The sequence below is a fragment of the Rhizobium sp. NPDC092011 genome (assembly GCF_044756305.1).
Lineage (GTDB): Bacteria > Pseudomonadota > Alphaproteobacteria > Rhizobiales > Rhizobiaceae > Rhizobium.
Window position 1 is genome coordinate 410,114 of sequence record NZ_JBIVSO010000001.1, and the last position, 18,641, is coordinate 428,754.

Annotated in this window: 18 protein-coding genes; 5 read left to right on the forward strand and 13 right to left on the reverse strand. The window is 60.4% G+C overall.

The window, feature by feature from the left end:
• Positions 1-5 precede the first annotated feature (5 nt).
• From minC to ACIQJ2_RS02160, 5 genes are all read right to left on the reverse strand, one after another.
• Positions 6-737: a septum site-determining protein MinC gene (gene minC, locus ACIQJ2_RS02140; RefSeq protein WP_199093136.1), complete on the reverse strand. Its 732-nt coding sequence runs from the start codon at positions 735-737 to the stop codon at positions 6-8.
• Between the two features lie 313 nt (positions 738-1,050).
• Complete coding sequence (locus ACIQJ2_RS02145; protein ID WP_400666111.1) at positions 1,051-1,467, reverse strand: organic hydroperoxide resistance protein; 417 nt, start codon at positions 1,465-1,467, stop codon at positions 1,051-1,053.
• A 185-nt stretch (positions 1,468-1,652) separates the two neighbouring features.
• The gene (locus tag ACIQJ2_RS02150; protein ID WP_400666109.1) at positions 1,653-2,975 is read right to left on the reverse strand and encodes a sensor histidine kinase; all 1,323 of its coding nucleotides are present in this window, start codon (positions 2,973-2,975) and stop codon (positions 1,653-1,655) included.
• Entirely contained in the window at positions 2,972-3,712 is a 741-nt protein-coding gene (locus ACIQJ2_RS02155; RefSeq protein WP_199147580.1) for a response regulator, read from the reverse strand. The genes ACIQJ2_RS02150 and ACIQJ2_RS02155 overlap by 4 nt, the downstream gene beginning before the upstream one ends.
• A 112-nt stretch (positions 3,713-3,824) precedes the next feature.
• Positions 3,825-4,877, reverse strand: coding sequence for an alpha/beta fold hydrolase (locus tag ACIQJ2_RS02160; protein ID WP_400666107.1), 1,053 nt, complete (start codon positions 4,875-4,877; stop codon positions 3,825-3,827).
• 345 nt (positions 4,878-5,222) lie between these two features.
• Here ACIQJ2_RS02160 and ACIQJ2_RS02165 point away from each other — a divergent pair, with 345 nt between their 5' ends.
• Entirely contained in the window at positions 5,223-6,995 is a 1,773-nt protein-coding gene (locus ACIQJ2_RS02165) for a cytochrome c biogenesis protein DipZ (protein WP_400666105.1), read from the forward strand.
• 46 nt (positions 6,996-7,041) lie between these two features.
• Positions 7,042-7,800: an alpha/beta fold hydrolase gene (locus ACIQJ2_RS02170; protein WP_400666103.1), complete on the forward strand. Its 759-nt coding sequence runs from the start codon at positions 7,042-7,044 to the stop codon at positions 7,798-7,800.
• Positions 7,801-7,850: 50 nt separating this feature from the next.
• Here the strand turns inward: ACIQJ2_RS02170 and ACIQJ2_RS02175 are convergent, their stop codons facing one another.
• Positions 7,851-8,468: an O-methyltransferase gene (locus ACIQJ2_RS02175; RefSeq protein WP_400666101.1), complete on the reverse strand. Its 618-nt coding sequence runs from the start codon at positions 8,466-8,468 to the stop codon at positions 7,851-7,853.
• A 129-nt stretch (positions 8,469-8,597) separates the two neighbouring features.
• Positions 8,598-9,512, reverse strand: a complete 915-nt coding sequence (locus tag ACIQJ2_RS02180; RefSeq protein ID WP_400666099.1) for a LysR family transcriptional regulator — start codon at positions 9,510-9,512, stop codon at positions 8,598-8,600.
• 94 nt (positions 9,513-9,606) lie between these two features.
• On the opposite strand from ACIQJ2_RS02180, the gene ACIQJ2_RS02185 reads away from it, so the two are divergent.
• Together ACIQJ2_RS02185 and ACIQJ2_RS02190 are read left to right on the forward strand one after the other, a co-directional pair.
• Complete coding sequence (locus ACIQJ2_RS02185) at positions 9,607-11,022, forward strand: aldehyde dehydrogenase family protein (protein ID WP_400666097.1); 1,416 nt, start codon at positions 9,607-9,609, stop codon at positions 11,020-11,022.
• Positions 11,023-11,166: 144 nt separating this feature from the next.
• Entirely contained in the window at positions 11,167-11,661 is a 495-nt protein-coding gene (locus ACIQJ2_RS02190; RefSeq protein WP_400666095.1) for a cytochrome b, read from the forward strand.
• A gap of 118 nt (positions 11,662-11,779) precedes the next feature.
• Here ACIQJ2_RS02190 and solA read toward each other — a convergent pair whose 3' ends face one another.
• From solA to ACIQJ2_RS02220, 6 genes are all read right to left on the reverse strand, one after another.
• Positions 11,780-12,928: an N-methyl-L-tryptophan oxidase gene (solA, locus tag ACIQJ2_RS02195; protein WP_400666093.1), complete on the reverse strand. Its 1,149-nt coding sequence runs from the start codon at positions 12,926-12,928 to the stop codon at positions 11,780-11,782.
• Between the two features lies 1 nt (position 12,929).
• Positions 12,930-14,435, reverse strand: a complete 1,506-nt coding sequence (hutH, locus tag ACIQJ2_RS02200; protein ID WP_400666091.1) for a histidine ammonia-lyase — start codon at positions 14,433-14,435, stop codon at positions 12,930-12,932.
• Positions 14,432-15,208, reverse strand: a complete 777-nt coding sequence (locus ACIQJ2_RS02205) for an ABC transporter ATP-binding protein (RefSeq protein WP_400666089.1) — start codon at positions 15,206-15,208, stop codon at positions 14,432-14,434. The genes hutH and ACIQJ2_RS02205 overlap by 4 nt, the downstream gene beginning before the upstream one ends.
• A gap of 24 nt (positions 15,209-15,232) precedes the next feature.
• A complete protein-coding gene (locus tag ACIQJ2_RS02210) occupies positions 15,233-15,937 on the reverse strand; it encodes an ABC transporter permease (RefSeq protein WP_400666087.1) in 705 nt (234 codons plus the stop codon).
• 10 nt (positions 15,938-15,947) lie between these two features.
• Positions 15,948-16,673 (reverse strand): ABC transporter permease subunit, encoded by a 726-nt coding sequence (locus tag ACIQJ2_RS02215; RefSeq protein ID WP_199150756.1) that lies wholly within the window; start codon positions 16,671-16,673, stop codon positions 15,948-15,950.
• Between the two features lie 101 nt (positions 16,674-16,774).
• Entirely contained in the window at positions 16,775-17,614 is an 840-nt protein-coding gene (locus ACIQJ2_RS02220; RefSeq protein ID WP_199150755.1) for a transporter substrate-binding domain-containing protein, read from the reverse strand.
• Between the two features lie 195 nt (positions 17,615-17,809).
• Here ACIQJ2_RS02220 and hutC point away from each other — a divergent pair, with 195 nt between their 5' ends.
• Positions 17,810-18,565 carry a histidine utilization repressor gene (gene hutC / locus ACIQJ2_RS02225; protein ID WP_400666084.1) on the forward strand — a complete coding sequence of 252 codons (756 nt, stop codon included), beginning with the start codon at positions 17,810-17,812 and terminating at the stop codon, positions 18,563-18,565.
• Positions 18,566-18,641 lie beyond the last annotated feature (76 nt).

Here is an 18,641-nt window from a genome sequence, read left to right on the forward strand (position 1 = left end):
TCGGCTCAGATTAGTTTTTCAGCCATGATCGTTTCACCATCCAGCCAGAGCTGAACTGGCTGCCCTCTCAGGCTGGGTGATACGTCTTCCGCCATCTTGTAAATTCCATCGATCGCCAGCAGCTCGGCCTCGAGCTTGCGGCAAAAGATACGTGCCGATGCATTGCCGATCGAACCCGCCATAGCGCGGCCGCGCAGGGCGCCGTAGATATGGATCGAGCCGCCCGCGATGACCTCCGCGCCCGACGCCACAGAACCGATGACGGTCACGTCGCCTTCCGGGAAGATCACCGATTGCCCCGAGCGCACCGGCTCGCGGATGATCAGCGACTGCGTCACCGGCCGTACTTCCGGAGGCGGCGCCTTGGGCTCGCTATTGCGACGCTCCACCACAGGCTCCGCTTCGCTGACTTCGAAGTCGGCAGCCGGGCGTCCGCCCTTCAGAATCGGCGGCATCCCCGGTCCGGCGATCGACGGACGACCGCCCTCGATGCCCATGATGCTGACATTGCGGGCCGAAAGCTCAGCAATCAGCTCCTTGAGCTGCGCCTTGTCGATCGGCAGATCGGTGATGTCGAGCACGACCGGCCGCCCCAGAAAGAAGCCGGCCGAACGGGCTGCGAGGTCGTCAAGCCTAATCAACCACTGATCCAGCGGAAGATCCGGCGAAAGCATGACCGCAAGAAATGAGCGGCCCTTGATACGGATCGAGCGAGCGTCTGTTAGCACTTTGGTCATCTATGTAAATAAATCGTTGATCTTCTGTACCGCTAATATGGTTAACAACCGGTTAACGCGGACTCCCATTCGGGCCCGATCCGCCCCATAAAACGGCGACGCTCGCAAGCGCTGAAGGCTCGTTAGAACTGGCGTCGTAGACGCATGGAGCGGCGAAAATCGCTGCTCCTACAAGGAAAAGAATGATTGGCCGCATGTGATCCTCCACCTGCAAGGCATGAAGTGTGTTGCAGAATATTCGGTGCAGAAAAATTAACGATTCGGCGCGCCGCACCTTCCGGAACGGCGCGCGATATCAACGCGTGAACGATTCTCAGGCGAGCTTCAGTTCGACATTGATGTTGCCGCGAGTAGCCTTCGAATAGGGGCAGGTTTGATGGGCTTCCTCGACCAGCGTGCGGGCAAGTTCAGGCTCGATGCCGGGCATGCTGATGGTGAGGCGTGCCTGAAGGAAATAGGCGCCTTCCGTAGTACCCAGATCCACTTCTGCATCGACTGCAAGCTCGGCCGGAAGCTTGACCTTGCGCTTGCCAGCGGCAAGACCCATCGCGCCGATGAAGCATGCCGACCAGCCGGCTGCGAAAAGCTGTTCGGGATTGGTGCCTGCATGGGCGCTGCCAGGAGGAGAGAGCTTTACCGCCAGCTGGCTGTCATCGCTGCGCGCGAAGCCGTCGCGGCCGCCGGTGGTATGCGTTCTGCCGGTATAGAGAACCTTGTCGATCTGGGTCATGGAACACTCCTTTGTTGCGTCGCCCGATTTGTTCTGTCGTCTGAGGCGACGTCCGTTGACGGAGTGGTTTTGATGCATCGACGTATCCGGCATGTTTCGGAAATCGTCGGAAGTGTCACAAAACGTATGGTCTTACAGGTCGGACACACTTGCTTACAAACAGCCTGAGAATCCTCGAAAAGATCTCAGGAAACAACGACTTCGGCGGCAAGACCGCCGCCTTCGCGGTTATAGAGCCGAACGGAACCGCCCAGCGTCTGGGCCAGCTGCTGGGCAATCGCAAGACCCAATCCCGTGCCGCCCGTATTGCGGTTGCGCGACTGTTCTAGCCGGAAGAACGGCTGCATTGCCTGCTCAATCTGGTCCTGTGGAATGCCTGGGCCACGGTCCAGTACCGTTATCGCGATCTCGCCCGTACTTCTGCGCTCGACGGCGATCTCCGCCGCTCCCGCAAATTTCAGAGCATTGTCGATGAAATTGGTGAGGATGCGACGCAGCGCATGCGGCTTCGTGGCAGCAGTCCCCTGGATCAGGCCGAGAATTTCGACGGATTTGCCGGTGTCCTGATAGTCATAGCTGATGCTTTCGATGAAGGAGGCAAGGTCAATGCGAGAGCTCTTTTCGCCATTGCCGTGAGCACTACGCGCATAAGCGATTCCATCTTGGACCAGACGTTCGATTTCGCCCAGATCCTGCAACAGCTTGGTTTTCTCAGGCGAATCATCGGCGATATCGGCTCGCAATCGCATCCGCGTGATCGGCGTCTGCAGATCGTGCGAAATCGCCGCGAGAATCTGCACGCGCTCTTCGAGATAATGAGCGATCCGGTCACGCATGGCATTAAAGGCCCTGGCGGCGTGGGCCACCTCGCTCGGCCCCTGATCGCTGAGGTCGGCCCCCTTCTTGTTCGGATCGAGCGCATCGGCGGCGGCGGCGAGTTCGGCAAGCGGGCGGATCGCCAAGCGGACTGCCAACCAGGTGCAGACAACGATCACCAGCATCTGCAAGACGAAGACATAAGGCAGCCACGACGCGATCGGCATGATGCCCTTAGGCGTGATGTCTATCGTCAGCGGACTGCCATCGCTCAGGTTCAAATGCGCCTGCAGGCGAGTGATTGGACCCGGGATCGACTCCATATGAATTGGGAACCGACGGCCGACCGCGTCTTCGATCTTGGCGGCAATCTCCGCGCTGCGCGCCGAGTTATCGGGCATGCCGGGCAGCCCTGTCCCAAGTTCGAAATTGTAATTGCCTCGGCTCAGCCAATCGACAAAGTTTGCTCTTTCCTCCACGGGCAGCCGGTCGAGCACCGCAATCGATGTCGCGACATCGCTCTCCAGCGTGCCCAGCATGATGGCTTTTGCAGACATATAGCGCTCGATGTAGAGCACGCTGAAAGACAGTCCGTATGCGATTGCAAGCCCGAGCAACAGAATCATGAAGATGCGCGAACGCAAGGTGCTGGGCCATGTCAGGCCCCGACGCAGTAAGCCCGCTGCACTCATGGGCGCAACTCGGCGATTTCGACCGGAACGGAGAACACGTACCCTTCGCTCCGGACGGTCTTGATATAGGTCGGCTCTCGGGCATCATCGCCCAGACGCTGACGAAGGCGGCTAACGAGAAGGTCGATCGAGCGATCGAAGAGGTCCGCGTCACGGCCCTGAGTGAGGTTCAACAGTTGATCGCGATTGAGCACCCTCTGCGGATGGTCGATGAACACGCGCAGCAGACGGTATTCGGCGCCGCTCAGCATGATCTCCGTTCCCTCCCGGTCCAAAAGATGGCGTCCGACGGTATCCAGCCGCCAATCCCCGAAGACCAGCATCTGCCCGGCCTCGCTGATCTGGAGGTTCGGCGGCAGCATGCGGGTCCGGCGAAGAACGGCCTTGATGCGGGCCAGAAGTTCGCGCGCGGCGAAGGGCTTTGCCAGATAGTCGTCCGCCCCCATCTCCAGGCCGAGAATGCGGTCCATTTCGTCGTCGCGCGCCGTCAGCATCAGGACGGGCGTTGCCTTGTGCTTTCCGGCGCGAAGCTCCCGGCAAAGCACAAGGCCGTCGTCGCCCGGCATCATCACATCGAGCACGATCAGATCGACCGAATTGGCCTCGAGAAAACTGCGCATCTGACGGCCGTCGGCAGCCGTCGTCGTCCTCAAGCCATTCTTTTTTAGGTAGCTCGATACCAATTCCCGGATTTCCCGATCGTCATCGACGATCAGGATATGGTCGACATGCTCCATCTTTATTTCCCGCTCATCATCACAGGCACCAACCCGCGATTATCCATTTTCTGTCCAGCCTACGGCAGGGGCGCCAGCATATGCCGGCGCCCCTGTGAACACTACTGTCGAACTAGAAACGATCAACATCTATGACGGCCTGAGCGAAGGCTTGCGGCGCTTCCTGGGGAAGATTGTGACCGATACCGCCGGCGATTGTGCGATGCTCATATTTGCCGGAGAACTTGCCGCGATAGGCCGCAGGCTCGGGGTGTGGCGCGCCATTGGCATCGCCTTCCATGGTAATCGTCGGGATCGAAATCACCGGACCTGCGGCCAGCTTCTTTTCATAGACGTCGAACTTTGCCTCGCCTTTGACAAGGCCAAGGCGCCAACGATAGTTGTGGATGACGATATCGACATGGTCCGGATTATCGAAGGCTGCAGCCGAGCGGTCGTAGGTGGCATCGTCGAAGGCCCATTGCGGCGAGGCGGTGTGCCAGATCAGCTTTGCGAAATCGTGCCGGTTTTCCTGGTAGCCGAGGCGGCCCCGCTCGGTGGCGAAGTAAAACTGATACCACCAGGCAAGCTCGGCCTTCGGCGGCAGCGGCTTGCGGTTGATTTCCTGGCTGCCGATGAGATAGCCGCTGACCGAGACCAGCGCCTTGCAGCGCTCCGGCCAGAGTGCCGCCATGATGTCCGCGGTCCGGCCACCCCAGTCATAGCCGGCAACCACGACTTTTTCGATCTTCAGCGCGTCGAGAAGCGCGATCATATCAGCGGCAAGCGCCGCCTGCTGGCCGTTGCGCGGGGTCTTCTTCGAGAGAAAACGAGTGGTGCCGTAGCCGCGAAGATAGGGGATGATGACGCGATAGCCGGCATCTGCAAGCAACGGTGCGACGTCGACAAAACTATAGATGTCATAGGGCCAACCATGCAGCAGCAGCACGACCGGGCCATTGGCCGGGCCGGCTTCGGCGTATCCGACGTTGAGAACGCCCGCATTGATCTGCTTCAACGGGTCGAATGAGGTGTGGCTGCCGGCCTTAACGGGAGGCAACGTCGGGGCGGAAGGCTTCGGTTCCTCGGCACCGGCGATGGCGGGCAGGCCGAATTCGGCAGCTGCGACGGCGACGGCGGCTACGCCGAAGAAGCGGCGGCGGTTGTGGTTGATTTCCTCGGACATCTATCTCTCCTGTCGATTGGATCGTGGGTTCAAGAAAGCCAGCGGCATGTATCGCCGATGTGTCGCAGACGGCCATCTTTTGAATGACTATGTAGCTGCGGGCCACCAAGATACAGTCCGATACAATTCCCTCCAGCCCCGCCAAATAGCCGAACTCGCGGCGAAATCGCCCGGCATCCGCGAGTTTGTATCGCATTGTATCGAAGTCGAAGACATCGACGTTTCGGTACATTCTCCCGTTCCGCCAGACACATTCGAGATACGTCGCGACAGGCAGATAGCGTCACCGCTGGACACGGCTCACCGCCGTCCCAGGCCATCAATCGCTTCTAAAGGAACAAGACGATGACGCTTCTTATCATTGCCTATCTCGGCGGTGCGCTGACGATCCTCAGTCCATGCATCCTGCCTATTCTTCCATTCGTCTTTGCCCGTGCCGGACAGCCCTTCGTCAGGAGCACGCTGCCCATGCTTGCAGGCATGGCACTTACCTTTGCATTCGTCGCAACCCTTGCCGCGGTCGGCGGCGCATGGGCCATCCGCGCCAACGAATATGGTCGGCTTGCCGCAATCGTTCTGCTCGGGCTCTTCGGCCTGAGCCTGATTTCGCCCCGTATAGCCAGCGCCCTGTCGCGGCCGGTCGTCGATCTCGGCAACAACCTTCTCAATGCTGCGGGCGCGCATCGCACGACTGCGAGCGTCAGAAGCTCCTTCGTACTCGGCATCGCAACGGGTCTGCTCTGGGCGCCCTGCGCCGGCCCGATCCTCGGATTGGTGCTGACAGGTGCCGCCTTGAAGGGTGCCAACCTGCAGACGACATTCCTGCTGCTGGCCTACGGCGCCGGTGCGGCAACCTCGCTTGCTGTCGCCCTGTTCGCCGGTGGCAAGATCTTTGCTCGAATGAAGCAGTCCCTCGGCGTCAGCGAACGCATCCGTCAGCTCGCCGGCGCCGCCGTCCTGGCCGGCGTCGCAGCTATCGCGCTCGGTCTCGACACCGGCCTGCTTGCCCGACTTTCGTATGCAAGCACCGGCTCCTTCGAGCAGGCCTTGCTGGAAAAGCTGCATACGAAGGCTTCAGGAACTGAAACCGAGGTCGCCAGCAATGGCACCGTAGCTCCTGCTAGCGACGCAGCCCGCCCGTTCCACAGCAGCCTTCCGGTGGAAGGTCCAGCACCGTCTCTTGATGGCGCGGCCACCTGGTTGAATTCAGATCCGCTGACGGCAGCCCAGCTTCGCGGCAAGGTCGTGCTGGTCGATTTCTGGACCTATTCCTGCATCAACTGCATCCGCACCATCCCTTACGTTCGTGCCTGGGCGGAAAAGTATAAGGATCAGGGCCTCGTCGTGATCGGCGTCCACGCTCCGGAATTCGCCTTCGAGAAGAACGTCGACAACGTCAAGAAGGCAATTGCCGACTTCAAGATCGACTACCCTGTCGCGATCGACAACGACTACCGCATATGGCGCGCTTTCGAGAATAACTATTGGCCCGCCCATTACCTGATCGATGCCAAGGGCCAGGTCCGCTACCAGCACTTCGGCGAAGGCAATTATCGCCAGACCGAACAGGCGATCCAGGATCTCCTGCGTGAAGCAGGCAGCGACATGGCCCAAAGCAGTCCCGTCGTTCCGGATGCAAAGGGCGCGGAAGCAAGCCCCGATCTCGGTCATATCCGTTCCGGCGAAACCTATGTCGGTTATCGCCAAGCGACCGGCTTCGTCTCTCCGGAAAGGGTTAAGGCAGATGCGGCGGCCGACTATTCGGTCGCCAATCCCGGCCTCAACCAATGGGGTTTGGCAGGAAGTTGGACTGTTGGTGCGGAACAGGCATCGCTTGACAAGGCAGGCGGCGGCATCAGCTACCGCTTCAGCGCCCGCGACCTGCACCTCGTCCTCGGTCCCTCGGCAGACGGAAAGCCCGTCCGCTTCCAGGTGACCGTGGATGGAAAAGCGCCTGGCACCGATCACGGCGCCGATATCGATGACGCCGGAAACGGCACCGTGACTGCAACCAGGCTCTACCAGCTCATCCGCCAGTCCGGCGATGTCACCGCCCGCAACTTCGAGATCCGCTTCCTCGACCCCGGAGTTCAGGCCTACGCCTTCACCTTCGGTTGAAATCCCCCTCACCCCAACCAAAAACTCAGTTGACAGGAGTCACGTCATGAATACCCGTTTTCTCTCCATCGCAGTCCTTGGCTTTGCCGCGAGCACCATGGGATTTGCAGCACAGGCAGCCGAAATCAAGAATATCGTCATCGTCCACGGCGCCCTAGCAGACGGCTCGGGATGGCGCAAGACCAGTGAGATCCTGGAAAAGGATGGCTTCAAGGTCACGGTCGTACAGGAGCCGATCACCTCGCTTGCCGACGATGTCGCCGCAACCAACCGCGTGCTCGACCTTCAGAGCGGCCCGAGCCTGCTTGTCGGCCATAGCTATGGCGGCATGGTTATTACCGAGGCGGGCAATCGGCCTGATGTCGCGGGTCTCGTCTACGTCGCAGCTTTCCAGCCGGATAAAGGCGAAAGCCTGATTAGTCTCGCCAGCTCCAAACCGGCCGGCGGCATGAACATCCGTGAAACCAAGGATGGGCAATATCTCTACCTGGATCCTGCGGCCTTTGCCGCGGATTTCGCAGCTGACCTGCCGAAAGACGAAGCCGGTTTTCTGGCGAAGTCGCAGGTCTTTGCATCCAAGGCAGCCTTTACCGCCAAAGTCGGCGATCCGGCCTGGCGCGGCAAGAAGAGCTGGGCCGTCATTGCAAGTGACGACCGCTCAATCAATCCGGAACTGGAGCTAGACATGGCGAAGCGTGCAGGCAGCGACGTGACCGAAATCAAGGCAAGTCACGCCGTCTTCGCATCACAGCCGGAAAAGGTGGCTGCAGTCATCGAGAAAGCGGCCAAGGACGCTGGCAAGTAAGACAAACCGGCGGCGGCCTTCCGAAGGAAGATGCCGCCGCTCGCCACATGTCACACGGGATCGTAGCGGCTGACTTCGATCCCGGACCCCACAGGCAATAGCACGGATGTGATGCCCGGCTTTGCGCGGACGGCCTCGCCATAGCGTTTCACGTCCTCATTCCCCGGCATGAACATGTTGTCGGCAACGACGATCGCGCCGGCATTGAGCTTCGGATAAAAGGCTTCCAGGCACGGAATATAGAGGTCCTTCCATAAGTCGACGAGTACGAAGTCGACGCCGGATGGCAGCGCCTTGATCATCTCGACCGCATCGCCGATCTGGAAATCGATATGCTCCGACAAGCCGGCTTTCCCGGCCATCTCCTTGGCAAACTCGGTCTTATAGGCGTGCAGTTCCATGGAGATGAGCCTGCCGCCGCTTGCGCGCGCCGCCTCCGCGAGCCAGATACCGGAATAACCAAAGGACGTCCCAAGCTCCAGTATGGTTGGCGCCTTCAGGCTCCTCGCCAAGATGTTGATGAAGCGGCCGGTCTCGGGTCCGACCGCCCTCAGCCGACGGTCCTGACCACCGTCGCGTCCGCCCGCAGGCATCTCCCTCGGCTTGCTGTGCTCCTCACGGATAAGCTCATGATAGGCTTCCAGAACGGCTTCGATCTTTTGATCCATGACAAACTCCTCATTGAGTTCGCTGCTCGTCAGCGACCGCTGACGCTCGCTGCAGCATCAGGCGCGATGTCACCGTGATCGGCCATCCCGATATGGTTGGCAATATACGGCGGGACAGGTGTCCGAAATTTAATCCTTCGCGCGCGCGCCGCCGGAGGCGGCCTGCTCGCGGATAAGATCGATGAAAGCCCGAAGCCGCGCGGGCATCTGGCGCCGCTGCGCGAAATAGAGATTGAGCCCCGGATAGGGCGGGCTCCAATCCTCGAGCACCGGGATCAAGCTGCCTGCCGCGATGTGCCCGGCCATGGACGGTTCGCCTATATAGGCCAGGCCTGCTCCTTCAAGAACAGCGGTCAGCATCAGGTCCGACGCATCGAGGGTGAGGCTGCCCGGCGCATCGATCAGCATTGTCTCCCCATGCCGCTCGAACTCCCAGCGATAGAGCTTTCCGCTCGCCATTCGGGCGCGAATGCAGCGATGCTGGAAAAGATCGCCAGGCGTGAGCGGCCGCGGTCTATTGCGGAAGTATTCCGGCGAACCTACGACGAGCGAACGGACCGTGGGGACGATCGGTATCGCCACCATATCCGTCGGGATGGCTTCGGCTAGGCGAACGCCTGCATCAAAGCCTTTGCCGATGACATCGACCAAGGCGTTATCGGTGACGATTTCGACCTCCACATTGGGATAACGCCGCCCATATTCCAAAATAAGGGGAACCAGTAGCATGCGCGCCGCGCCGGGCGCCATATTGAGCCGAAGTGTGCCCGATACCGATCCCGAGAAGAGCCCGGCATTCTCGATGGCTCTGTCGATCGAAGCGAGGGCCGGGGTTATCTCTGCGATGAACCGTTCTCCGGCGTCCGACAGCGTGACGCTGCGCGTCGTCCTGTTGAAGATCCGAACGGACAAACGCTCCTCCAAGGCTGCAACGGCCTGGCTGAGCGCGGAAGATGACATGCCCAGTTCGCGCGCCGCGGCACGAAAGCCACCATGGCGTGCGACGGCGGCGATTGCTTCAAGCTCCACCAAACTCGCCTTCATTGCGCGATTTTCCTTATCAGCCTGTCCATCTTTGTCCGACTAAAACGATCAAATAGCGCGTATTACCTTTGTCGGGAAGATGAAGGAGACGCTCATGCGCACGATAGACACCATCTACATCAACGGCCGCTTCGTTCAGCCCCATGGCACCGAAACAGCCCCTCTTTTCAACCCAACCACCGAAGAGCAGATCGGCACCGTCCGCCTTGGAAACGAGCAGGACATCGACGATGCCGTCGCCGCCGCCAAGGCTGCATTTTCAGGCATGGCGCAAAGCTCGAAGGCCGAACGCATTGCCATGCTGCATGCCCTGCATGACGCCGTTTCAGCCCGCGCAGCCGAACTCACCGATGCCATGCGCGAGGAATACGGCGCACCGGCTTATTTCATCGGCTTTTCCGTGCCCCATGCCGCAACGGCCTTTCTGCATATGGCCGAGACGCTCAAGGACTACGAGTTTCGACGCCGCATCGGCCATGCCGAGGTGGAAATGCGACCCGCCGGCGTCGCCGCCGCCATTACGCCGTGGAACAGCAACTACGGTTTCATCTGCAGCAAGCTTGCGACCGCTATTGCCGCAGGTACGACGATGGTCATCAAACCATCGGAGATGAGCGCGATTCAGACCCAACTCATCACGGAGTGCCTGCATGCAGCTGGGTTGCCGAACGGCGTGTTCAACATCGTCAACGGCTATGGTCACGTCGCCGGCGCTGCGCTTAGCGCCCATCGCGACATCGCAAAGATCAGCTTCACAGGCTCGACGGCCACTGGTCGGGCCATCTTTCAGGCGGCCTCGGTGACCATGAAGCGGGTGACGCTTGAGCTCGGCGGCAAGAGCCCGAACATCATTCTCGATGATGCCGACCTCGATCTCGTCATTCCGCAGGTTCTGGCGGCGGCCTTTGCCAATAGCGGGCAGGCCTGCATTGCCGGCACCCGCATTCTTGCGCCCGAGAGCCGTCTGGACGAGGTCAACGAGCGGCTGGCTTCAGCGGTTTCGGCGATCAAGGCGGGCGATGCCAAGGACCCGGCCGTCAGCATCGGCCCAATGGTGAGCCAGAAGCAGTGGGATCGCGTCCAGTCCTATATTCACCTCGGCCAGGAGGAAGGCGCGCACATGATCGTCGGTGGGGAAGGACGACCCGAAGGGCTTGATCGCGGTTGGTTCGTGCGTCCGACGGTCTTCTCCGGCGTCAACAACGATATGCGGATCGCACGCGAGGAGATTTTCGGACCTGTCCTTTGCGTCATTCCCTATCAGGACGAATCCCATGCCATCGAAATCGCCAACGACACGGTTTATGGCCTGCAGGCCTATGTTTTCTCCTCCGATGTCAACAGGGCAAAGCGCGTTGCCGAGCAGATAGAGGCAGGTCGCGTCGTCATCAACGGCGCACCGCATGAACCGCTCGCTCCCTTCGGCGGCTTCAAGCAGTCCGGCATGGGTCGCGAATTCGGCGTCTACGGTCTGGAATCCTTCCTCGAACCCCGCGCCGTGCTGAGCTGAGATGCCGCGGCCCCGGATAAGCCGGACGGGCTTCCGGGGCTCCGCTGCCAAGGATGCGGAATGGCTAGGCGGATCGCCACAACATTCAGGTTCTCGTTAGAATCATGTTCTATCTTTAGAACAATTCCAATCTAAGGAGATCCGATGCAAGCCAGATCCGCCTACTCCGTTCCGCAGCGCGTCCTTCACTGGCTCATGGCCATACTCATCTTCTTCAATCTCTTGTTCCCCGATGGCATGAATGCGTGGCGGCACCTTATTCGCCGTGGACAGACACCTACGCCGGCGGACGTCGCCAGCGCCAACATTCACGCCTATGCCGGTATTGCCATCCTCTTGCTGGCCATTGTTCGCCTTGGCTTGAGATTGATATCCGAGATCCCAACGCCGCCGGACGATCAGCCTTCGTTCCTGCACTATATCGCCAGCGTGACGCATTTTCTGCTCTACGCGTTGATCTTCGCAATGCCTCTGACGGGAATTGCGGCTTACTATCTCGGCATCGACACTGCCGCCTTCGTTCACGGCGGCCCGATCAAGTCACTGCTGTGGTTCGTCCTTGTTGTGCATATTCTTGGCGCACTCGTTCAGCACTTTTACTTCAGATCGGACGTGCTGCGGCGCATGACGATCGGCTAGACCGACCATGAAATTGGCGGCTACGCATCGGCCCGAAAATCGGAAGCGATTTTCGGGCCGATGCGTAGATTCAAAAAGATTGAGCGACCTTTGTGCTTCCGAAAGGAAGCACGGCGCTCTAAGCCGATTGGCCGCCAAAATGCTTCTCGAAGGAGAAGAGAGCCGTTGGCAAGGCGCTGCCGCCCTGGAGCGCCAGATCCGCAAGGATTTCGCCAACGACGCTGGTAAACTTGAACCCATGACCGGAGCACGCCGATGACACCACCACATTCGGCTGTCCCGGCATGGTGTCGATCAGAAAATCCTCGCTCGGCAGCATCGTGTAACGGCAAGTCGTCGCCCGGACGCGATAGGAGGCTGCATCCGGCAGGCGCTTGCGGGCGAAATTGTCGAGCAGTTCCGTATCGGTATCATTGACCAGCGGGTTGGGAGCCTTCGGATCGATCGGCTCTCGGAAATGCGCGTGGCGACCGATCTTGACACCGTCGACGCCGATCGCCGGGAAGCCGAAATAAGAGCCTTCAGCGCCTTCATCCCGCAAAAAGCAAGGCATGCGTTGCGGCTCGGCGACGAAGCCATCCTTCGGCTGATACCAGGCAACCACCTGCCGGATTGGCTGTGCATGCGACTTCAGCTGCGGCACAAGCTCTGCAATCCATGCGCCGGTCGCGACGATCACCTTGCGCGCGCGATACTTGCCGGTCGCCGAAACCACGGTGACGCCTGCATCATCCGGTTCGATGGCGACAACACGTTCGCCGAAATGCAGGACGGCGCCATCTTCAGCCGCAAGCTTCAGATAACCCATAATCGCCGCTTCGGGCCGGACATAGCCGCCCTGCGGATCGAGCAGCCCGATCTCGCCCTCTTCAAGCGCGAATGCCGGAAAGCGCCGCTTCATGGCATCCCTGTCCAGGATCTCGTGCGGCAAGCCATGCATGTCGCAGGAGGCGCGCGTGCCGTTGACGATCTTGCTGTCGGGCGCCCCGATCTGCAGAACGCCGGTAACGGTCAAAATCTCGGCCCGCAGCCGTGCTTCGAGCGAGCGCCAGTTTTGATAGGCCCGCTGCAGCAGGGGGACATAGGACGGATCCTCGAAGTAGCCGAGGCGGATCAGGCGGCTGTCGCCATGCGAGGAGCTCAGCGCATGCGCCGGAAAATGCGCTTCTATGCCGATCGCCTTCGCACCGCGGGCGGCGGCGGAAGACAGGGCAGCACTTCCCATCGCACCAAGGCCGATGACGGCAACGTCGAACTCCACGGACATGTCAGGCTCCAGTGTCACTTTCAGCGGGTGGCGCAGTTTGCGCGAGCAGGTCCCGCAGACTCTCCATGTCTGTATTCAATGGACGGTCATCACCGTACAGGGGAACGCGCGACCGAACCGCAACATAGAGACGATCCGTTCCCGGCGCTCTTGTCGCCTTCGAAGCCAGGAAATCATGCGCCTGTGCCGCCGCCATCAGCTCGATCGCCAGAATATATTCGGCGCTGTCGAGGATCGCGAGAAGCTTGCTTGCAGCCGCGGTTGGATGCGCGAGAAAATCCTCCTGCAACCCCGATGTGAGGCCACCATCGAGCGAGGCCGGTGCGGCGAGCCGCCGATTGTCGTTGCTGAGCGCAGCGGCCGTATATTGCGCAATCATGAAGCCTGAATGGCTGCCGGCATCGCTTGCGAGAAATGGCGGCAATCCGCTGACAAGCGGATTGACCAGGCGATCCATCCGCCGCTCGCTCATGGCAGCGATCTGGGCGATCGCGATCGCCAGGCTATCCGCGGCCTGGCCGAGCGCAGGGGCGACGGCATGGGCCTCGGAGGAAACGACCGGCTGTTCCGGTGTACCCGAAACCGCAGGATTGTCCGTGACCGAGGCCAATTCCTCATCGACGATGCGCGCAGTCTGCTCGAAGACATCCCAGGCGGCGCCATGGGCATGCGGCACGGACCGAAGGCTCAAGGCATCCTGCGTCCGCCGGCCGAGAGCGGCGGCGACGAGCCCGCTGCCCCGCAAGCGATTGCGCAGCTTGCGACCGACCTTGGCAATGCCGGCTGATGGACGAAGTGCCAGCACAGCCTCGTCGAAGGCGGCCATCTGGCATCCCGCAGCCTCCAGCGTCAACGCAGCAATGGCATCAGCCCAATCAAGCAGACGCTCGGCGCGATAGACCGCAAGAGCCGACAATCCGGTGGCGCAAGCCGTGCCGTTGACGAGGCTCAACCCTTCCTTGGCGCCAAGCACCAGCGGGCTAAGACCGATGGCAGCGAGCGCCTGCGCGCCGGTCATGGCCTTGCCCTTGACGACAGCGCGTCCCTCACCGATGAGGACAAGCGCCGTATGGGCGTTGTGGGTCAAGTAACCGGCAGATCCTCTTGACGGCACTTCGGGAATGCAGTCGTGCTCCAGAAATGCTGTGAGATGGCTTAGGATTTCAGGCCGGACGCCGGAATGACCATGAGCGAAATTACCGATCTGCGCCGCGATGATGGCCCTTACTTCCCGCGCCGGCAGAAGGGGACCAACGCCGCAGGCGTGGCTCATGATTATATTGCGGGAAAGGCGGCTTTGCGAGGGGCGGTCGACGACCGTGTCGGACAGCGCGCCGACCCCGGTATTGACGCCATAGGCGCGTACGCCCGTCTCGACGATGCGCTCGACGATGCGACTTGCCTCGCCGACACGTTTCCACGCAGCTTCGGACAGAGCTAGCGGTTCGCCGGTGCTGACGCGCGCGACGTCCTGCCAGGATAGCGGCTTGTCGATGGTGACGGTCATTGGCCGCTTCCGAAATGGCCGATGAACTGACGGAAGGCTGGTGATGCACCGCCGCCGAACATCTCGTCCGGCGTACCCGTGCTTTCGACGAGGCCTTCCTTCATGAAGACGACGCGATTGGAGACATTGCGGGCAAAGCTCATTTCGTGGGTCACGACGAGCATGGTCATGCCTTCTTCGGCCAGTGCGCGCATGACGCGCAGCACTTCGCCGACGAGCTCCGGATCGAGCGCCGAGGTCGGCTCATCGAACAGCATGACCTTGGGCTTCATGGCAAGAGCGCGGGCAATCGCCGCGCGCTGCTGCTGCCCGCCGGACAAATGCGCCGGATAGGCATGGCGCTTGTCGGCAATGCCGACCTTTTCAAGAAGCGCTTCAGCCTCGACAATACACTCGGCGCGCGAACGCTTCAGGACATGGATCGGTCCCTCGATCACGTTCTGCAGGATGGTCATATGGGACCAGAGATTGAAGCTCTGGAACACCATTCCGAGTTCGGAGCGGATGTGATCCACCTGCTTGTGGCTGGCCGGACGGCTTTTGCCGTTCTTGTGGATCATGCGGATCTGCTCGCCATCCACCCAGATCTCGCCGTCCGTGGCGATTTCAAGCAGGTTGATGCAGCGAAGGAAGGTCGACTTGCCGGAACCCGAGGCACCGAGCAGCGAAATCACATCGCCATCCTGGGCATCGAGCGATATGCCGCGCAGGACCTCATGATTACCGAAGCTCTTGCGGATGTTGCGAACTGAAAGTCGGGTGACACCTGGCATGATTTGCCTGCTCCAATGACGTCTTTAGGCCTTCAACGCCGGCGGCACGGCGCGGCGATGGCGGGACAGCGAATATTCCAGCAGGGCCATGCCCTGCAGAATGATGAAATTCAGCACGAGGTAGATGATCGCTGCACACAGAAAGACTTCCATGGTGCGATAGGTGTGCGAGATAAGCCGTTGCGCAACACCGGTTACCTCCCAGACGGTCACAAGGCTGGCGAGCGCCGTCGACTTCATCATCAGTACGATCTCGGTCGAATAGGCCGGCAAAGCATGACGGAAGGCGATCGGCGCGATGATGCGGCGCACCAGCAGGAGCCGCGACATGCCGATCGAGCGTGCAGCCTCGATCTCTTTCGGCGAAACGGCGCGAATGCCGCCGCGGAAGATCTCGGCCGTATAGCCGGCCGTGCAAAGCGCCAGCGATAGGATCGCACAGACCACGGGTTCGCGCAGGAAGGGCCAGAGGAAGGAATAGCGGATGATGGAAAACTGCGCCAAACCGTAGAAGATAAGGAACATCTGGATCAGCAGCGGCGAACCGCGAAAGACGAAGATATAGCCCTTGGCAAAGCCCGACAGGATGGGATTGCCGCTCACGCGCATGGAGACGATGACGAGCGCCAGAAGGCCGCCCGTCACGATCGACAGCGAGAAGAGCAGCAGCGTCATCGGCACCGCCTGCAGCAAGGTGATCATCGTGCTTGAGAGGAAATCGAAATCCATGTTTTCCTCCTCAGGCCTGGCCGATGGTCGCAGCCGGCATGCTGCGATTGGCGCGACGCTCCGCCTTGTTGAAAACTCGATCGGACAGGCTGGTCAGGATCAGGTAGAGAATACCGCCGACGATGAAGAACAGGAAATACTGGCGGGTCGAACCCGCGGCGACCTGGCTGGTACGCATCAGTTCGGCAAGGCCTGTAACGGAAATCAAGGCGGAATCCTTGAGGCTGAGCTGCCAGACGTTGCCGAGACCGGGAATGGCATAGCGTATTACTTGCGGAATGATGATGCGGCGAAGGCGAAGACCGCCATGCATACCGATCGCCGAGGCCGCTTCCAGCTCGCCCTTGGCTATGGCGAGATAGGCGCCGCGAAAAACTTCGGCCTGATAGGCGCCGGAAATGATGCCGACGGCAAGCGCGCCCGCTGCAAAGGACGGCAGACCGAGGAAGCCATCATAGCCCATCCATTTGCCGACGGAGGTGACGGCCGACGAGCCGCCGAAATAGATAAGGTAGATGATCAGAAGTTCCGGCACGCCGCGAAAGACGGTCGTGTAGACATTGCCGAGCGTTTTTAGGATCAGGCTGCCGGAAAGCTTGGCGGAGGCGACGATCGCGCCAAGTACGGCGCCGATCAGCAAAGCCGTTGCCGTGACGGCGAGCGTCATCAAGGCTGCGACGAGCAGCAGAGCGCCCCATCCGTTCGAGCCGAAGCCCAGCAGTTGCAAGGTTGCCATAGCGTCCATTCCCCGTCTGTGGCAGTTTCAAGCGTCAGGATATCATAGGGTCTCCGGCAGCAAAGCCGGAGACCTCGGCTGCGACCCGGAGGTCGCACCGATCAATTCGGGCTGACGTCGACCTTGAACCACTTCATCGACAGGGTCTTGATGGTGCCGTCGGCAAGAGCCGACTTGATGGCCTCATTGAGCTTGTCGCGCAGATCGGTATCGGCCTTGCGGATGCCGAGGCCCTCGCCTTCGCCCCAAATGGAGCCGGCGATTTCGGGGCCGGTAAAGGCCAGCGAGTCGTTGGCGCTTGCAAAGGCGTTCGCGAAGTAGACGGCGTCGTCGAAGCCGAGATCGATACGACCGTTCTGCAGATCGAGATCGCGGTCGGCACCGGTTTTGTATTCGCGGATCGTGGCGATCGAGCCGAAATTGTCATAGACGAACTTGGCGTAAACAGTTGCGGCCTGGATGCCGATGGTCTTGCCCTTGAAGGCTTCCTTCAGCACGTCGATTTCCTTGACGCCGGTCTGGCCGGGGGTCATCTTGATCGTGCTGCCGGTGCCGGCTGCATTGGCAAGCGGGCTATCCTTGGCGGTTGCGAAAGCAGCCGGGGTCGCAGCATAGGGAATGGTGAAGCCGATGACCTGCTTGCGCTCGTCGGTGATCGACAGCGCATCCATGATCACATCGAACTTGCCGGCGTTCAGAGCCGGGATCATGCCGTCCCAATCGGAAGCGACGAGCTTGCAATCGATCTTGGCGCGCTCGCACAGAACCTTGGCGAGTTCCGGCTCGAAGCCGCCGAGCGATCCATCGGCATTCGTCATGTTCCACGGCGCATAGGCGCCTTCCAGGGTAATCGTTGCGGTCTTCCAGTCCTTGGCGGCAACCGGAGCCGCAAAGGCGGCGGCAGCCATGACGCCTGACAAGAGAATTGCACTGAATTTCATCGTGTTGAGCTCCTCTGAGGTTGAAACAGGCCTTGCAGCACTTCCTACCGATCTTCGCCGGCTTGCCCGCTTTTCCCAATTTATTTTTAGGATTGATTGCGAGGTTGTATAGGGTACCATATGAGATAATTTATGATATGCAAGTGGGAAAGTTGTTTTCGAGGCAGATATCAGTCCGCGCAAAGGGAATAGTCAATGAAGCGCTCCGGCGAGATGAAACGCGAACTGGCGGAAAACGACGCATCGCCTCTCTATGCCGGGGTCAAGCAAATGATACTCGACCGCATCCATAGCGGGGAGTGGCCACCCAAGCACCGCGTTCCCTCCGAAAACGAACTTGTCACCGAACTCGGCGTCAGCAAGATGACGGCCAATCGCGCGCTGCGCGAGCTTGCCAATGAGGGCGAATTGATCCGCATCCAGGGCGTCGGCTCCTTTGTTGCCGAACGCAAGGGCGCATCAGCCCTGTTCGAAGTGCGCAATATCGCCGAAGAAATCGCCGAACGCGGCCATTCTCACCAAGCAACGGTAGTTGTTCTGGCCCGCGAAGCAGCGTCGCCCGACGTTGCCGATGCACTGGAACTGCCTATCGGATCGTCGGTATTTCACTCACTGATCGTGCATAGCGAGAATGGCGTGCCGGTACAGATCGAGGACCGCCACGTGCACCCCGAGGCAGCCCCCGACTACCTGCAGCAGGATTTTACAGTCATGACGCCGAACGCCTATCTTTCGAGCGTCGCGCCCCTCAGCGGTTCCGAGCACGTCGTCGAGGCCATCATGCCGCAGGCCTGGGAATGCAAGCTGCTGACGATCCTGAAGACCGAACCCTGCCTGACGATCCGGCGGCGCACATGGTCTACACGCGGCGTCGTTTCCCTGGCACGCCTCGTCTATCCGGGACATCGCTATCGCCTGGAAAGCCACAGCGGCAAACTTTCGGATCGCTAGTTGTATATGGAAGATAGGGCCGCGTAGTCGGCGGGGAAATCCCGACTGGGATGCCCGGAGCTCGCAAACGGGCGTA

What these genes read in the sequence shown, in the direction of transcription:
- ACIQJ2_RS02145 (WP_400666111.1), bottom strand. Translation starts at nt 1,467, where the DNA reads ATGACCCAGATCGACAAGGTTCTCTATACCGGCAGAACGCATACCACC.
- minC (WP_199093136.1), bottom strand. Translation starts at nt 737, where the DNA reads ATGACCAAAGTGCTAACAGACGCTCGCTCGATCCGTATCAAGGGCCGC.
- ACIQJ2_RS02150 (WP_400666109.1), bottom strand. Translation starts at nt 2,975, where the DNA reads ATGAGTGCAGCGGGCTTACTGCGTCGGGGCCTGACATGGCCCAGCACC.
- ACIQJ2_RS02155 (WP_199147580.1), bottom strand. Translation starts at nt 3,712, where the DNA reads ATGGAGCATGTCGACCATATCCTGATCGTCGATGACGATCGGGAAATC.
- ACIQJ2_RS02180 (WP_400666099.1), bottom strand. Translation starts at nt 9,512, where the DNA reads ATGAAGGCGAGTTTGGTGGAGCTTGAAGCAATCGCCGCCGTCGCACGC.
- ACIQJ2_RS02170 (WP_400666103.1), top strand. Translation starts at nt 7,042, where the DNA reads ATGAATACCCGTTTTCTCTCCATCGCAGTCCTTGGCTTTGCCGCGAGC.
- ACIQJ2_RS02185 (WP_400666097.1), top strand. Translation starts at nt 9,607, where the DNA reads ATGCGCACGATAGACACCATCTACATCAACGGCCGCTTCGTTCAGCCC.
- solA (WP_400666093.1), bottom strand. Translation starts at nt 12,928, where the DNA reads ATGTCCGTGGAGTTCGACGTTGCCGTCATCGGCCTTGGTGCGATGGGA.
- ACIQJ2_RS02190 (WP_400666095.1), top strand. Translation starts at nt 11,167, where the DNA reads ATGCAAGCCAGATCCGCCTACTCCGTTCCGCAGCGCGTCCTTCACTGG.
- ACIQJ2_RS02205 (WP_400666089.1), bottom strand. Translation starts at nt 15,208, where the DNA reads ATGCCAGGTGTCACCCGACTTTCAGTTCGCAACATCCGCAAGAGCTTC.
- hutH (WP_400666091.1), bottom strand. Translation starts at nt 14,435, where the DNA reads ATGACCGTCACCATCGACAAGCCGCTATCCTGGCAGGACGTCGCGCGC.
- ACIQJ2_RS02215 (WP_199150756.1), bottom strand. Translation starts at nt 16,673, where the DNA reads ATGGCAACCTTGCAACTGCTGGGCTTCGGCTCGAACGGATGGGGCGCT.
- ACIQJ2_RS02220 (WP_199150755.1), bottom strand. Translation starts at nt 17,614, where the DNA reads ATGAAATTCAGTGCAATTCTCTTGTCAGGCGTCATGGCTGCCGCCGCC.
- ACIQJ2_RS02175 (WP_400666101.1), bottom strand. Translation starts at nt 8,468, where the DNA reads ATGGATCAAAAGATCGAAGCCGTTCTGGAAGCCTATCATGAGCTTATC.
- ACIQJ2_RS02210 (WP_400666087.1), bottom strand. Translation starts at nt 15,937, where the DNA reads ATGGATTTCGATTTCCTCTCAAGCACGATGATCACCTTGCTGCAGGCG.
- hutC (WP_400666084.1), top strand. Translation starts at nt 17,810, where the DNA reads ATGAAGCGCTCCGGCGAGATGAAACGCGAACTGGCGGAAAACGACGCA.
- ACIQJ2_RS02160 (WP_400666107.1), bottom strand. Translation starts at nt 4,877, where the DNA reads ATGTCCGAGGAAATCAACCACAACCGCCGCCGCTTCTTCGGCGTAGCC.
- ACIQJ2_RS02165 (WP_400666105.1), top strand. Translation starts at nt 5,223, where the DNA reads ATGACGCTTCTTATCATTGCCTATCTCGGCGGTGCGCTGACGATCCTC.